The following is a 14,522-nucleotide window of genomic DNA, read 5'->3' on the forward strand; positions in this document are numbered from 1 at the left end:
TTACCGTCCGTTGTCCATCGGGGGCATGCTTTGGCCAACGCCTAATCTACGGTCCCACAGGCCGTCGGCGCAGCCACTCAGGATCTGTCCGGCTCAGACTCCGGCTCCGGCTCCAGCTCCGGGACCGGGACCGGCGGTCTCAGGCCGTGCCGTCGCACGGCCCGTACGAGCCCGAAGAGGGTGACCAGCACCGCGACGAGGGCGGCCCAGGCCATCCGGCCCCACCACGCGGGGACGAGTTCGTGGGTGGTGCCGCTCGGATAGACGCACGTCGCCTGCGGCGGGAAGACCGCCCGCCGCACCTCGGAGGCCTTCTCGTAGACACCGGTGCCGAACGCCGAGCAGGTGGACAGCGGCTCCCGGCCGGGCGGGGCCATCACCAGGGGCACGCAGGCGCACAGGACCGCGAGCACGACGGACGCGACGATGGCGAGGACCCCGAACCGCACGACGGACCGCGCCTGTCCCAGCCCGGCGAACTCGACCACGCCCGCCAGCACGGCACACGCGGCGGCGACCACGACACACGCCCACAGCACCCAGCCCGGGAAGTCACCGGCCGAGACCGTGGAGCCGTCGGCGAACACGCAGCGCACACCCGGGGGAAAGCCGCTGCGCTCCACCCGGAAGCTCCCCCCGGGGCCCACCATCCCGTGGGCACACCTCTCGTCCAGCTCCGACACCCCGACGACCAGCCACCCGAGCATCCACGTCAGGACTGCCGCACACCCGGCCAGCCCGAAAGCGGCCCACAGTCCGTTCGCGGACCCGAACGGTCCCTGTTTTCCCGGCATGAAGCCGGACCCTATCCGTCCGGCCACCGGCCCGGCGGAACGGGTCCGGCCGCTCCGCCCCCGTCGGGCTCAGGTGAGTTCGGCGAGCAGGTCGCCGCCCTCCACCTGCTGGATGCGGGTGATGGCCAGCCGGGTCACCCGGCCCGCCTTCGGCGCGGTGATCGAGGCCTCCATCTTCATGGCCTCGATGGTCGCCACCGTGGCACCGGCCGCCACCTCGTCGCCCTCGGCGACGGCGAGGGTCACCACACCGGCGAAGGGGGCCGCGACATGGCCGGGGTTGGCGCGGTCGGCCTTCTCCGTGACCGGGATGTCGGAGGCCGCCGCCCGGTCGCGGACCTGGATCGGCCGCAACTGGCCGTTCAGGGTGGCCATCACGGTCCGCATGCCGCGTTCGTCGGCCTCGCCCACGGCCTGGAGTTCGATGAGCAGCCGCACCCCGGGATCGAGGTCGACGCCGTACTCCTTGCCGGGGCGCAGTCCGTAGAAGAAGTCCTTGCTGTCCAGCACGCTGGTGTCGCCGAAGGTCTGGCGGTGTGCCTCGAACTCCCGGGTGGGGCCGGGGAAGAGGAGGCGGTTGAGCGTCGGCCGACGGTCCTTCGCCAGTCCGGCGCGGTCGTCGGCGGTCAAGTCCTGGACGGGCCCGGGCTCGGCACGTCCGCGCAGGGCCTTGCTGCGGAACGGCTCCGGCCAGCCGCCGGGAGGGGTGCCCAACTCGCCGCGCAGGAAACCGATGACGGAGTCGGGGATGTCGAACCGGTCGGGCTCCGCCTCGAAGTCCGCCGGGGAGACGCCCGCGCCGACCAGGTGGAGCGCCAGGTCACCGACCACCTTCGACGAGGGGGTGACCTTCACCAGACGGCCGAGCATCCGGTCGGCGGCGGCGTACATCGCCTCGATGTCCTCGAAGCGGTCGCCGAGGCCGAGGGCGATCGCCTGGGTGCGCAGGTTGGACAGCTGCCCGCCGGGAATCTCGTGGTGGTAGACGCGGCCGGTCGGTGAGGCGAGCCCCGCCTCGAAGGGCGCGTACACCTTGCGGACGCTCTCCCAGTACGGCTCCAGGTCGCCCACGGCCTGGAGGTCCAGGCCGGTGGGCCGCTCCGAATGGTCGGTGGCGGCGACGATCGCCGACAGGGACGGCTGCGAGGTGGTGCCCGCCATGGACGCCACCGCCCCGTCGACCGCGTCGGCGCCGGCCTGGACCGCGGCGAGGTAGGTGGCGAGCTGACCGCCGGCGGTGTCGTGGGTGTGCAGGTGGACGGGCAGGTCGAACTCCCGGCGCAGCGCCGACACCAGGGTGGCCGCCGCGGGTGCCCGCAGCAGGCCGGCCATGTCCTTGACGGCCAGGACGTGGGCGCCGGCGGCCACGATCTCCTCGGCCAGGCGCAGGTAGTAGTCCAGCGTGTAGAGCCGCTCGGACGGGTCGGACAGGTCGGCGGTGTAGCACAGGGCGACCTCGGCGACGGCGGTGCCGGTCTCGCGTACGGCGTCGATGGCGGGCCGCATCCGGGAGACGTCGTTCAGCGCGTCGAAGATGCGGAACACGTCGATGCCGGTGGCCGCCGCCTCCTGGACGAAGGCGTCGGTGACCTCGGTCGGGTACGGGGTGTAGCCCACGGTGTTGCGGCCGCGCAGCAGCATCTGCAGGCAGATGTTCGGTACGGCTTCACGGAGGGCGGCCAGGCGCTCCCACGGGTCCTCGGCGAGGAAGCGCAGGGCGACGTCGTAGGTGGCGCCGCCCCAGCATTCCAGGGAGAGCAGCCCGGGCAGGGTGTGCGCCACCACGGGGGCGACGGCGAGCAGGTCCTTGGTGCGGACCCGGGTGGCCAGCAGGGACTGGTGGGCGTCGCGGAACGTGGTGTCGGTGACGCCGATGACGGGCGACGCGCGCAGCCATCGGGCGAAGCCGTCGGGTCCGAGTTCGGCGAGCCGCTGCCGGGAGCCGGCCGGGGGTGCGCCGGCGGGCAGCGGCGGCAGCTTGGTCAGCGGGTCGATCAGCTCGGGCCGTTCGCCGTGCGGCTTGTTGACCGTGACGTCGGCGAGGTACGTGAGGAGCTTCGTGCCGCGGTCGGCGGAGTGGCGGGCGGTGAGCAGCTGCGGGCGCTGCTCGATGAACGACGTGGTGACCTGTCCGGCCTGGAAGTCCGGGTCGTCGAGGACCGCCTGGAGGAAGGGGATGTTGGTGGCGACGCCGCGGATGCGGAACTCGGCCACGGCGCGCCGGGCCCGGCCCACGGCGGCGGCGAAGTCGCGGCCCCGGCAAGTCAGTTTGACCAGCATCGAGTCGAAGTGGGCGCTGATCTCCGTACCGGCGTGAGTGGTGCCGCCGTCCAGGCGGATGCCGGAGCCGCCGGGCGAGCGGTAGGCACTGATCCGCCCGGTGTCGGGGCGGAAGCCGTTGGCGGGGTCCTCGGTGGTGATGCGGCACTGCAGCGCGGCACCGCGCAGGGTGACCGTCTCCTGGGCGAGGCCGAGGTCGGAGAGGGTCTCGCCGGCGGCGATGCGCAGCTGGGACTGCACCAGGTCGACGTCGGTGACCTCCTCGGTCACCGTGTGCTCGACCTGGATGCGCGGGTTCATCTCGATGAAGACGTGGTTGCCGTCGCGGTCGAGCAGGAACTCCACCGTGCCCGCGTTGCGGTAGCCGATCTGCCGGGCGAAGCGGACGGCGTCGGCGCAGATGCGGTCGCGCAGCGCCGGGTCGAGGTTGGGTGCGGGCGCGAGTTCGATCACCTTCTGGTGGCGGCGCTGCACCGAGCAGTCCCGCTCGAACAGGTGGATGACGTCGCCCTGTCCGTCGGCGAGGATCTGCACCTCGATGTGGCGCGGCTCGACGACGGCCTTCTCCAGGAACACGGTGGGGTCGCCGAACGCGGAGGCCGCCTCCCGGGACGCCGCCTCGATGGACTCCCTGAGCTGGGCGGGTTCCTCGACGCGGCGCATTCCGCGCCCGCCGCCGCCCGCGACCGCCTTGACGAAGACGGGGAAGCCGATGCCGTCGGCCGCGCGGACGAGTTCGTCGACGTCGGTGGAGGGTGCCGAGGAGCCCAGGACCGGCACGCCGGCCTCGCGGGCGGCGGCCACGGCGCGCGCCTTGTTCCCGGTCAGTTCCAGGATCCTGGCGCTCGGTCCGACGAAGGTGATGCCGGCCTCCTCGCACGCCCTGGCCAGCTCGGGGTTCTCGGAGAGGAATCCGTAGCCCGGGTAGACGGCGTCGGCGCCGGCCCGCCGTGCCGCGCGGATGATCTCCTCGACGGAGAGGTAGGCCCGCACGGGGTGTCCCGGCTCGCCGATCTCGTACGCCTCGTCGGCCTTCAGGCGGTGCAGCGAGTTGCGGTCCTCGTAGGGGAAGACGGCGACGGTTCGGGCGCCCAGCTCGAAGCCCGCGCGGAACGCCCGGATCGCGATCTCACCACGGTTGGCGACCAGCACCTTGCGGAACATTCTGGATCCCTTCAGCCTGCCGGTGACGAAGACCATCGTGTCGGTGGCAGGTCCGGTACGCCATGTGAGCCGGGCCACTCACCGCACCACCGGGGCCGGGAGGGGCCACAGGGGACGGTCCCCCTGCGACCCCTCCCGGGTGTCGGCTGCCCGTGGCCGGGCCGCGTACTACTCGGTGATCTTGAGCAGCTTGTTCGCGGTGCCGGTGCCGGGGTTGCTGATCTTGTCCGCGGTGGCACCGCCGGTCAGTGCCGTCGCCACGGCCGCCGGGTCGGCGTCGGGGTGGCCGGCCAGGTACACGGCGGCCGCGCCGGCCACGTGGGGGGAGGCCATCGAGGTGCCGGATATCGTCTTGGTGCCCTCGTCGCTGTCGTTCCACGCCGAGGTGATGTCGGAGCCGGGCGCGTAGAGGTCCACCGCCGAGCCGAAGTTGGAGAAGTCGGACTGGGCGTCGTCCTCGGTGCTGGAGGCGACGGTGATGGCCTCCGGTACGCGGGCGGGCGAGCCCTGTCCGGCGTCGGTGGACTCATTGCCGGCCGCGACGGCGAAGGTGACCCCGGAGGCGATGGCCTTCTGCACGGCCGCGTCGAGGGCCGGGTCGGCGCCGCCGCCGAGGCTCATGTTGGCCACGGAGGGTCCCTGGTGGTTCTCGGTGACCCAGTCGATGCCGGCGATGACCTGCTCGGTCGTGCCGGAGCCGTTGTCGTCCAGGACTCTGACGGCGACCACGTCCGCCTTCTTGGCCACGCCGTGCGCGGCTCCGGCGATGGTGGCGGCGACGTGCGTGCCGTGGCCGTTGCCGTCGTCCGCGGTGTCGTCCTTGTCGACGGCGTCGTAGCCGTGGCTGGCCCGGCCCTCGAAGTCCTTGTGGGTGACGCGTACGCCGGTGTCGATGACGTAGGCGGTGACGCCCTCTCCGGCCTGGTCGGGGTAGGTGTACTTGCTGTCGCCCGCGGTGTCCTCCTGGTCGACCCGGTCCAGGCCCCAGGAGGGCGGGTTGTCCTGGGTGGCCGTGGTGTGGAGCGTGCGGTTGGCCACGACGGCGCCGACCGCCGGGTCTGCGGCGAGGCGCTTGGCCTCGGTCCGGCTCAGGCCGGCCGCGGCGAAACCGTCGAGGGCCGCGCCGTAGGAACGGCTGAGCTTGCCGCCGTACTCCTTGGCCAGGTCCTTCTTGGCGTCGGACGTGGACTTCTCGTCGAGCAGGACGATGTAGCTGCCCGCGACGGCGTCTTCGGCGTTCAGGCCGTACACGGTGCCCTGGGCGGGCTCGGCGGCGTGGGCGGACGACGCCCCGAGAAGGGCTGCCGTGGTCGCGGCCGTCATCGCGCAGGCGGCTGCGGTGACCTTCAGCGCGACGATGCGCATCTGATGCGTCATGAAGAGGGATCTCCTCGTCAGGTGTGGGGGGTTGACCTCCGGCGCGGTGTCACGCGGAGGCTGACGAGAAGACTGACTACTTGTCGCGATCAGATCAATGGCGGCTGTCCGCGTCCGGCGCGGCCCGACCGCGCATCTCCACAACGTCCGCCCATGTCAGAGCCAACCGACGGACAAAAGTCGAGCTGAACGCGTTGGTTGAATGGGACGACAGATGACTGGGCGAGATCTGTGACCATCTCCTCACCCAACCCTCACCGCACCGGACGTTTTGCCTCCGTGACGCCACTGGGAGCGGGCGGGGCGGGCGACCTGCGACACCCTCGGGCGTGGACTGCGGGGGCCGTGCGCGGACTTCGCCGCGGCTGCGCGCCCCGGCCGGGCGTCTCGCCGGGCCTTCCGCCTCGGCGGGCGCCACGCCTCGCCGGGCGCTGCGGCGCGGCAGGCGCGGCGGCGCGGCAGGGGTGCGTCAGCTGGCGGGACGGGGCCGTCGTGCCGGCCCCGTGGGGTGGCGTCGGGGCGCATGCCGCTGCGGCGGCGGGGGGGCGCCGCGGGGTGGCCGGGCGGACGCAGGACACGGGGGTGCCGACCCGCCCTTCGCGCGCCTTGCCGCACGGGCCCGTGCACGACCCGTGGGGGGGGCGGGGCGGATCAGGTCGTCATGCGTACGACGCGAGTCGCCCGGCCCTCAAGCGCGCCGCCGTCCGTTCGTCCAGGCCCGACCCGTCCCGTTCAGGCCTGCCCCGTCTCGAAGCGGGAGATGCGGCCGTCGTCGTCGACGGTGAAGGTCCACCGGGTGCGCATCTCGCCCCAGGTGTCGTTGCGGTAGCGGGCCAGGAGGCGGCGACCGCCGTCGGACTCGTTGTCGACCTCCAGATGACCGTGGGAGGAGAAGATCTCCCGGTCGGTCCACTCCTCGAGGTCGCGCTCGGAACCGTCGTCCGCCATGGTGGCGCCGGGCGCCAGCAGGGCCATGAACCCCTCCCGGTCGTGGTTGTTGACGGCCGCGACGAAGGCGCGGACGGCCGGGTCGCTGAGGCGGGTGGTCTGGATCGTCATGCCGCCCAGCGTCGTACCGGCCGCCGTGCCCCGCCACCCGCGTCACCCGAACGGCGATCCGCGGCGGGCCGGGCCCGCGGTGGGGGTGGGACGGTGGTCGGGCAAGCCACTGCCCCCGGGAGACGACGTGACCTGTTACGACCGACGCGATCTGGGACTGCTGCTGCTCCGGCTGGGAACGGGCGGGGTGCTCGCGGCGCACGGCGCGCAGAAGCTGTTCGGCTGGTTCGGCGGGGGCGGTATCGAGGGCACCGGCCAGTTCATGGAGTCCATCGGCTACGTCCCCGGCCGGGCCAGCGCCATGGCGGCGGGGCTCGCGGAGGCGGGCGGCGGCACGCTGCTGGCGCTCGGGCTCGCCACCCCGGCGGCGGGCGCGGCCGCGGCGGGGGCGATGGTGGGCGCGTCCGCCGTGCACGCGCCCAACGGCTTCTTCAACCAGGAGGGCGGATTCGAGTACGCCGCGTCGCTGGGTCTGACGGCCGCCGGTCTCGCCGTCATCGGCCCCGGCCGGCTGTCCCTGGACCACGCCCTCGGCCATGCGGTCAACCGGGGGTGGATGCTTCCGGCGGCCTTCGCGGTGACCGCGGCGGCCACGGTGGTGACCGTGGGGGCGCGCAGCCGGCGGCTGCGGAAGGCCAAGGAGGGCGAGCAGGAGACGCTGTTCGAGGAGTAGGAGAGGAGCGGCGGGCGCGTGACGTCGTGGCGGCGGGGGGCGTCGGCCGGTTGTGCCAGGCTCGCCCCATGAGCGATCACCTGAGCGATCACCCGAGCGATCATCTGCCCCCGCCCCGGACCCCGGAGCCCGCCACCGGTCTGTGGGAGTCCATCGACGAGCTGTGCGGCTGGCTGGACGCCAGCCGTCCCGTCGACGGCCGCGACGCTCTGCTGCTGCGCATCCTGAAGCTGTCCGAGGAGGTCGGCGAGGTCGCCGAGGCCGTGATCGGCGCGACCGGCCAGAACCCGCGCAAGGGTGCCTCCCACACGTGGGACGACGTCCAGTCCGAGCTGTGCGACGTCGCCGTCACGGCGCTGGTGGCGCTGCGCACGCTCACGCCCGACGCCCGCGAGGTCTTCACCCGTCATCTGGCCCAGGTGACCCGGCGCTCCCTCGGCTCCGGGGCCGGCTGAGGCACGCCCCGCTCCTGACGTCCCCGCCCCTGCCGCGTACCGCACGGGCGGAGGGCGTCAGCAGCCCGTCGGCTCCCCGCAGGGGCCGGCCTCGGGCAGGTACCGCTCGGCCCAGGTGCTCAGTTCCCTGAGCGCGGGTTCCAGCGCCGCCCCCGCTTCCGTCAGACGGTAGGTCACGCGCAGCGGCGGGCCCTCGTCGACCTCACGGACCAGCAGTCCGGCGGCCCCCAGTTCCGTGAGCCGGTCGGAGAGCATGCGCTCGCTGATGCCGGGGACGGCCCGGCGCAGATCGGCGAAGTACGCGGGCTGCTCCACCAGCACCGCCACGATCGGCCCCGTCCACCGCTTTCCGAGCAGCTGGAAGACGCGGGTGATGCCGCCGTCCACCCGCTTGCACGCCGATGCCTCGTGAACCTGCTCGACCGCCATGCCCCCAGGGTACTACCCCGACGCCAGGGGATGAAAAAAAGTAAGTACCTGTGTTATTCATAGTCGAGTACAAAACTTCAGTGGTGGCGGAGACGCCTCCGCCTCCTTTTCATCCCCTTGGAGAAAACCCGCGATGGCCACCCTTCTGCACATCGACTCCTCCGTGTTCCCGGCTTCCGCCTCCGCGTCCCGCGCCGTGGCGGAGACCTTCCGCAAGGCCTGGGAGGAGCAGCACCCCGAGGGCACGGTGATCTACCGCGACCTCGCCTCGGACCCCGTTCCGCACATCACCGCCGACGCCCACACGGCGGGCTTCGCGGACCCGTCGGCGCACACCCCCGAGCAGGCCGCGGCCTTCGCCGAGCGCCTGAAGCTGATCGAGGAGTACGAGCGGGCGGACGCGCTGCTGATCGGCGCCCCGATGTACAACTTCACGATCCCCTCGACGCTCAAGGCGTGGCTGGACAACGTGATCCTGATGGGCCGCACCGCGGGCGAGAACCCCTCCGGCAAGGGCACCCCGGTCACCGTGATCGCCAGTCGCGGCGGTTCCTACGCGCCGGGGACCCCGCGCGAGGGCTACGAGTACGTCCAGAACTACCTGCGGGCCGTGATGGTCGACTTCCTCGGTCTCGACCTCGACTTCGTCGTCCCGGAGCTGACGATGGCCCCGCACAGCCCGGCCATGACCGAGCTGGTCCCGCTCTTCGAGAGCTCCCGTGAGCGCGCCCACGAGGACGCGGCCGCCCGGGGCAAGAGCCTCGCGGAGCAGCTGGCGGCCTAGGCGGTCTCGTCTGCATCGGTCGGTCGTTGGTCCGGGTGTGCCCTTGACTGCCCTGGAGGGGGCGGGGGTTGAGCCGTTGCTCCCGGACCGGACGCCGAGGCGGGGTGGCCGCCGGCGGGACCACCGCGAGGTGATCGACGCGATCGCCCACGAGTTCCGGACTGCGGCTGCGGCTGCGGCTTGACGTTCACACGTGCCCGTGCCGGAGCCGAAGCCATGGGCGATGCGGGCCGATCCTGCCGGTGCCCACCACGCCTGAGCAGGCGTCGTCGCCGTTGCGAACCCCTCTCGGCCAGCACACCACCCACTATCGTGAGGGAGGAAGGCGCGTGATCCGGGTGCGCCCGCGCGAGCCGGTTGGAGGCAGCGATGAGCGGGGAACGGCGCGGGCCGTCGGAGCAGCACCTGCCCAAGCTGCGCCTGGACGAGTTGCTGGACGAACTGCAGGCGCGGATCGACGCGGCGCGGGGCACCCAGGATCGCGTGCACAGCCTGCTGGAGGCCGTGCTCTCCGTCGGGCGGGAACTGGATCTCGCGCACGTGCTCCGAAGGATCGTCGAGGCCGCCGTCGTGCTCGTCGACGCCGAGTACGGTGCCCTGGGAGTCATCGGCGGCGACCGCATGCTCTCCGAGTTCCACACCGTCGGCATCAGCGGCGAGCAGCGGGCTCGGATCGGGAACCTGCCCAGCGGGCACGGCATCCTGGGCGAGCTGATCCGGCACCCGGAGCCACTGCGGCTGACGGAGATCTCCGAGCACCCGTCCTCGTACGGCTTCCCGCCGCACCACCCGCCGATGCACTCCTTCCTCGGCGTGCCCATCCGGGTGCGCGACCACGTCTTCGGCAACCTGTACCTCACCGAGAAGCGCAGCGCGGCGGAGTTCGACGCCGAGGACGAGTCGGTGCTCTCCACTCTCGCCGTGGCGGCGGGCGTGGCCATCGAGAATGCCCGCCTGTACGAGGAGACCCGGCTCCGCGAACGCTGGCTGGGGGCCAGCTCCGACGTCACGCGTGCCCTGCTGTCGGGTGCCCCGAGCACGGACGTGCTGGAGCTGATCGTGGAGCAGGCCCGCCGGATCGCCGATGCCGACGCCGGGATGATCGCCGAGCGGGTGCCCGAGGAGAACGCGCTGCTGCCTCTGCTCGCCGTCGGCCTGGACGCCGAGCGGCGCAGTGGCCTGGTGATGTCCGGGCAGGACGGGTTCGTGGCCGCGGTCCTGACTACGGCGGAGCCGGCGGTGAGTGCCGACATTCGGGAGGACCCCCGGACCAGCGGGGAGGCGGCGCAGTGGGCGGGGCTCGGGCCCGTGGTCGGTGTGCCGTTGGAGGCCGGTGGCAAGGCGGGCGGTGTGCTGTTGCTGGGGCGCGCGGTGGGTCGTACGCCGTTCACGGACGCCGATACCCGTCCCCTGCTCGGGTTCGCCGGGCAGGCGGCGCTGGCGCTGGAGCTGGCCGAGCGGCGCCGCGACGCCGAGCAGATCGCACTGCTGCGGGACCGCGACAGGATCGCGCGCGATCTGCATGACCTGGCCATCCAACGGCTGTTCGCGGCCGGGATGACGCTGCAGAGCACCCAGCGTTTCGTCGACCATCCGGAGGCCGTGGAACGGTTGTCGCGGACCGTGGACGACCTGGACGAGACCATCAAGATCATTCGTTCCACCATCTTCGGACTGCGGGCGCACGGCGGCGGTACGAGGGCGGGCAGCGGCCTGCGCGGCCGGGTCTCGGACGCGGTGACGGCGGCGGCCTCGTCGCTGGGCTTCACTCCCGCGGTGCGGCTCGAGGGGCTGGTCGACACGGATGTGCCGGGGGAGATCGCCGATCACGCGCTCGCGGTGCTCGGTGAGGCGCTGAGCAATGCGGCCCGGCACTCCGGGGCCCGTTCCGTGGACGTGCGTCTGCGGTGCGCCGAGGGCGAGTTGACCCTCGCGGTGGCCGATGACGGCCGCGGGATGCCCGCCGGTGTCGCGCGCAGTGGGCTGAAGAACATGGAGGAGCGGGCCGTCTCGCTCGGTGGGGAACTCCGGCTCGGTGAGCGGCCGGAAGGAGGCGGCACCCGGGTGGTGTGGCGGGTGCCGGTGCGACCGGCACGCGGGTGAGCGGGCTCAGCGAGCCGGGTACCGCTCACCCTCGGGTTGCTCCAGGTGCGATGCGAGGACCGCGGCCTGGACACGTCGCTGCACGCCGAGCTTGGCCAGCAGCCGGGAGATGTGGTTCTTGACGGTCTTCTCGGACAGATACAGCTTCTTGCCGATCTCGCGGTTGGTGAGCCCGTCCCCGATCAGAGCGAGGATGTCCCGCTCGCGCGGCGACAGGCTCGCCAGTTCGGGAGCGATGGCCGGTTCGCCGGACGGGTCGGCGCGCAGCGAGCGCATCAGCCGGGCGGTCGTCTCCGGGTCGAGCATGGACCGGCCGGAGGCGACCGTGCGTACCGCCGAGACCAGGTCGGAGCCCTTGATCTGCTTGAGCACATAGCCGGAGGCCCCGGCCATGATCGCGTCGAGCAGCGCCTCCTCGTCGTCGAACGAGGTCAGCATCAGACATGCCAGCTCGGGCATGCGGCTGCGCAGCTCACGGCAGACGGTGATGCCGTCGCCGTCCGGCAGGCGTACGTCGAGAACCGCCACGTCGGGGCGGAGCGCCGGGCCCCGGGCGAGCGCGTGCTCGACGTTCTCGGCGTCCCCGACCACGGAGATGTCGGGTTCCGCGTCCAGGAGGTCGGCCAGACCGCGGCGCACGACCTCGTGGTCGTCGAGCAGGAAGACCCGGATCGGGTGCTCCTCGGTGAAGGTGCGCGGCTCGGTCATGTCGACCCCTCGTTCCCCGGAATGCCGGAAGGGTGGCCTGTGGACAGCCCCCTGACCACGATCATCGCCCGAGGGGAGCGGAAGCGATAGGGCCGATCGGCCCCGTCGTGCGGATGGCGCCCCGGGCCCGGGCATCGGCCGGGTTGAGGGCGCCGGTCCCGGACGTGGGGCGATGCCGACCCGGCGGCCTTGTCGCCCCTCCCGCGCACAGGCGTCACCTTCAGCCGTCGTACCTCAGGACGTGCCCCGGCGGGGCCCGCCAAACCAGCCCTCCGGGAGGGCCGGCCGGCCCCGTGAGTGCGGACCTTCGGCATCCGGTGAGCACCGGCAGGGCGGCGCGAGTGTGAGGGATGCCAGGCAGGACGCCGCCTTCCCCCGAAAGCCGCCGGCTGCGCTGACCGCGGCAGGCGCGGGGCGGCCCTGTCCGCGGGCCCTGTCCGCGGCCCCCGTCCGGCCGTGCGGTAGGGCCGGTCGGTCCCTGCGGGGGACCTGCGGCCTCTCCAATGCGCCGACCCTCGAAGCGAGACTCGAAGCGTCAGCCGTGAGAAGGAGGCGGAGGGTATGTCCCGCACGGTCGACGTGGGCTTCGTGGGCTTCGTGGGCTTCGTGGGCTTCGTGGGCTTCGTGGGCTCGCTCGAGAGCCGGGCCGCCGTGGAGTGGGCGGTCCGGGAGACCGAGCCCCCGTGGTCTGCGCCTCCGTCACGGAGGGCGGGGTCAGGCTCGTCGGACCGGCCGGAACGCGGGAGCGAGACGGAGACCGGGGGCTGCGTGAGCCGGCAGACCGACAGCGGGTCGCCGTCGCCGGCAAGCCCACCCCGCCCCGCACGGCGTGGCCGACGACTGGCCGCGCAGACGTGAGAGGAGGCGGACCATCATGGCGACGAACGTGCTGGTCACCTACGGAACGACGAACGGGTCGACGGCCAGGATCGCCGAGGCCGTCGCCGAGGTCCTGCGCACGGACGGGCTGACGGTCGACGCACTCCCGGCCCGCTCCGTGCCGAGCGCGGCGTCGTATGACGCCGTCGTGGTCGGCGGCGGAGTATACGCCGGCCGCTGGCACAAGGACGCCCGCCGCTTCGTGCGGCGCGAAGGCAAGGCTTTGGCCGAACGCCCGCTGTGGCTCTTCAGCAGCGGCCCGCTCGACGCCTCGGCCTCCGAGCGGGACATCCCGCCCGTGCCCGGGGTGCGGAAAGCCATGGTCCGGCTCGACGCCAGGGAGCACATCACCTTCGGCGGCTGTCTGGAGGAGGGCGCGAAGGGCTGGGTCGCCCGCATGATCCTTCGCGGCGGAAAGGGCGGCGACTTCCGCGACTTCGAACGGATCGAGGAGTGGGCGGCGAGGATCGGCCGTGAGCTGACGAGCTGACAGGGACGCGGAGAGCCGAGCCCCAGCCGCCGGCCGCAACCGGTGCCAGGCGCATCGCCGATGTCCGGCGGGCGGAATCCACCACGGCCCCGCGCCCCGCACCGGGCACCGGTCCCGCTGCGGGCCGAACCGAGCCATCCCACACCCTGCCCACCGGTCGGTGCGGTGCCGGTCCAGCCGCCGTCGCGCGAGCGCTCTCGTACGGTCCCGTGCGGCCGGTGGAGGGGGCCGACCGGCCTAAGCGCCGCCGGCCAGTCCGCGGCACGCTGGAAGCACGGTGCCATACGGTCGTCCCCGCCCGGGCGGCCCGGCGAAGAGAGAGGTGACGGGCCATGACCGAACAGGTTTCATCGCACGCGGTGGTGGGGCGCTCTGTCGGCGACCTGGGGCGCCGGATCACCCAGCGGCGCACGGAACTCGGCCTGACCCGGCAGGAGACGGCCGCTCGGGCGGGTGTGGCGCCGGCCTACCTGCAGTACCTCGAGGAGCAGCCGACCGCGTCCCCGGGCGCGGGCACCCTCCTCAGGCTGGCCGAAGCGCTGAAGACCACGGTGTGGCACCTGACCGGCGGCGACACCGAGCTGCCGCCCGGCCTCGGACGTGCCGCCCGCACACCCCGGTTCACCGAGCTGACCGACGCGGAGTGCCGCGCCCTGCTCTCGACGCACGGGGTGGGACGCCTCGCCGTGCCCACGGCACCCGGGCCGGTCGTCGTGCCCGTCAACTACAGCGTCATCGACGGCGAGCTCGTCTTCCGGGCCGCTCCCGGCACGACGCCTTCACAGGCGGCCGGCCATCAGGTCGCCTTCGAGGTCGATCGCATCGACGAGGCCTTCAGCGAAGGCTGGAGCGTGCTGGTGCGAGGCCGCGCCCGGGCCGTGACGGACCCCGACGAGGCGCGTCGGCTCGCGGAGCGGGCGTACAGCACGCCGTGGGCGGGCGGCCGGCGGGACCTGTGGCTGCGTATCGAGTCCGCCGCCGTCACCGGGCGCCGGATCACGGTCTGACGCGGGTCGTTCTCCGGCAGGGACGGGGCCGATGGGGCTGCGTGCCGGGCCCCTCGGCCGGCGGACGACGCGAGGAGATCAGGAACTACCGCTGATCAGGAACTACCGCTGCACCAGGTGAACGACGAAGCGGCTGATGCACCGCAACGCCGGCTTCCGTCGCGCTGCGGACGTCGGCGACTTCGCACCTGGTGCACGCGATCGACGGCACGGTCGTCGCCTTCGAGGCCGACGAGGTGCACGCGGTGGCCCACGCGGGCTGGAGTGCGGACGTCACGGGCCTGGCCTCAGTGTTGTCCTTGCCGCCCGCTGCTGCGTGC

Annotated in this window: 12 protein-coding genes; 6 read left to right on the plus strand and 6 right to left on the minus strand. The window is 72.9% G+C overall.

The features are described from left to right. Positions 1-77: 77 nt before the first annotated feature. The 4 genes from FHX78_RS00610 to FHX78_RS00625 all read right to left on the minus strand — a co-directional run bounded on the left by FHX78_RS00610 (position 78) and on the right by FHX78_RS00625 (position 6,674). Positions 78-794: a hypothetical protein gene (locus FHX78_RS00610; protein WP_145865491.1), complete on the minus strand. Its 717-nt coding sequence runs from the start codon at positions 792-794 to the stop codon at positions 78-80. A 69-nt stretch (positions 795-863) separates the two neighbouring features. Then, positions 864-4,238, minus strand: coding sequence for a pyruvate carboxylase (locus FHX78_RS00615; RefSeq protein ID WP_145865492.1), 3,375 nt, complete (start codon positions 4,236-4,238; stop codon positions 864-866). Positions 4,239-4,406: 168 nt separating this feature from the next. Next, positions 4,407-5,615: a S8 family peptidase gene (locus FHX78_RS00620; RefSeq protein WP_145865493.1), complete on the minus strand. Its 1,209-nt coding sequence runs from the start codon at positions 5,613-5,615 to the stop codon at positions 4,407-4,409. A gap of 732 nt (positions 5,616-6,347) precedes the next feature. Next, complete coding sequence (locus FHX78_RS00625) at positions 6,348-6,674, minus strand: nuclear transport factor 2 family protein (protein ID WP_145865494.1); 327 nt, start codon at positions 6,672-6,674, stop codon at positions 6,348-6,350. A gap of 127 nt (positions 6,675-6,801) precedes the next feature. Between FHX78_RS00625 and FHX78_RS00630 the strand changes: the two genes are divergently transcribed. Together FHX78_RS00630 and FHX78_RS00635 are read left to right on the plus strand one after the other, a co-directional pair. After that, positions 6,802-7,347, plus strand: coding sequence for a DoxX family protein (locus FHX78_RS00630; protein WP_145865495.1), 546 nt, complete (start codon positions 6,802-6,804; stop codon positions 7,345-7,347). A 68-nt stretch (positions 7,348-7,415) separates the two neighbouring features. Next, on the plus strand, positions 7,416-7,802 hold the full coding sequence (locus FHX78_RS00635; protein ID WP_229924081.1) for a MazG-like family protein: 387 nt from the start codon (positions 7,416-7,418) through the stop codon (positions 7,800-7,802). 57 nt (positions 7,803-7,859) lie between these two features. Here FHX78_RS00635 and FHX78_RS00640 read toward each other — a convergent pair whose 3' ends face one another. Further along, the gene (locus FHX78_RS00640; RefSeq protein WP_145865496.1) at positions 7,860-8,231 is read right to left on the minus strand and encodes a winged helix-turn-helix transcriptional regulator; all 372 of its coding nucleotides are present in this window, start codon (positions 8,229-8,231) and stop codon (positions 7,860-7,862) included. 133 nt (positions 8,232-8,364) lie between these two features. Here FHX78_RS00640 and FHX78_RS00645 point away from each other — a divergent pair, with 133 nt between their 5' ends. Together FHX78_RS00645 and FHX78_RS00655 are read left to right on the plus strand one after the other, a co-directional pair. After that, positions 8,365-9,015, plus strand: a complete 651-nt coding sequence (locus tag FHX78_RS00645; RefSeq protein WP_145865497.1) for an FMN-dependent NADH-azoreductase — start codon at positions 8,365-8,367, stop codon at positions 9,013-9,015. A 369-nt stretch (positions 9,016-9,384) separates the two neighbouring features. Beyond that, entirely contained in the window at positions 9,385-11,118 is a 1,734-nt protein-coding gene (locus FHX78_RS00655) for a sensor histidine kinase (RefSeq protein WP_145865499.1), read from the plus strand. A gap of 6 nt (positions 11,119-11,124) precedes the next feature. Here FHX78_RS00655 and FHX78_RS00660 read toward each other — a convergent pair whose 3' ends face one another. Then, positions 11,125-11,826, minus strand: a complete 702-nt coding sequence (locus FHX78_RS00660; RefSeq protein ID WP_145865500.1) for a response regulator — start codon at positions 11,824-11,826, stop codon at positions 11,125-11,127. An 874-nt stretch (positions 11,827-12,700) separates the two neighbouring features. Here FHX78_RS00660 and FHX78_RS00665 point away from each other — a divergent pair. Both FHX78_RS00665 and FHX78_RS00670 read left to right on the plus strand, forming a co-directional pair. Continuing rightward, entirely contained in the window at positions 12,701-13,195 is a 495-nt protein-coding gene (locus FHX78_RS00665; RefSeq protein WP_145865501.1) for a flavodoxin domain-containing protein, read from the plus strand. A 332-nt stretch (positions 13,196-13,527) separates the two neighbouring features. Continuing rightward, entirely contained in the window at positions 13,528-14,202 is a 675-nt protein-coding gene (locus tag FHX78_RS00670) for a helix-turn-helix domain-containing protein (protein ID WP_145865502.1), read from the plus strand. Positions 14,203-14,522 lie beyond the last annotated feature (320 nt).

The organism is Streptomyces capillispiralis (assembly GCF_007829875.1).
In the GTDB taxonomy this organism is placed as follows: domain Bacteria; phylum Actinomycetota; class Actinomycetes; order Streptomycetales; family Streptomycetaceae; genus Streptomyces; species Streptomyces capillispiralis.

Bases quoted from the DNA above. Each gene is read 5' to 3' on its own strand.
- FHX78_RS00610 (WP_145865491.1), bottom strand. From the start codon at position 794: ATGCCGGGAAAACAGGGACCGTTCGGGTCCGCGAACGGACTGTGGGCC.
- FHX78_RS00615 (WP_145865492.1), bottom strand. From the start codon at position 4,238: ATGTTCCGCAAGGTGCTGGTCGCCAACCGTGGTGAGATCGCGATCCGG.
- FHX78_RS00620 (WP_145865493.1), bottom strand. From the start codon at position 5,615: ATGACGCATCAGATGCGCATCGTCGCGCTGAAGGTCACCGCAGCCGCC.
- FHX78_RS00625 (WP_145865494.1), bottom strand. From the start codon at position 6,674: ATGACGATCCAGACCACCCGCCTCAGCGACCCGGCCGTCCGCGCCTTC.
- FHX78_RS00635 (WP_229924081.1), top strand. From the start codon at position 7,416: ATGAGCGATCACCTGAGCGATCACCCGAGCGATCATCTGCCCCCGCCC.
- FHX78_RS00640 (WP_145865496.1), bottom strand. From the start codon at position 8,231: ATGGCGGTCGAGCAGGTTCACGAGGCATCGGCGTGCAAGCGGGTGGAC.
- FHX78_RS00645 (WP_145865497.1), top strand. From the start codon at position 8,365: ATGGCCACCCTTCTGCACATCGACTCCTCCGTGTTCCCGGCTTCCGCC.
- FHX78_RS00655 (WP_145865499.1), top strand. From the start codon at position 9,385: ATGAGCGGGGAACGGCGCGGGCCGTCGGAGCAGCACCTGCCCAAGCTG.
- FHX78_RS00660 (WP_145865500.1), bottom strand. From the start codon at position 11,826: ATGACCGAGCCGCGCACCTTCACCGAGGAGCACCCGATCCGGGTCTTC.
- FHX78_RS00665 (WP_145865501.1), top strand. From the start codon at position 12,701: ATGGCGACGAACGTGCTGGTCACCTACGGAACGACGAACGGGTCGACG.
- FHX78_RS00670 (WP_145865502.1), top strand. From the start codon at position 13,528: ATGACCGAACAGGTTTCATCGCACGCGGTGGTGGGGCGCTCTGTCGGC.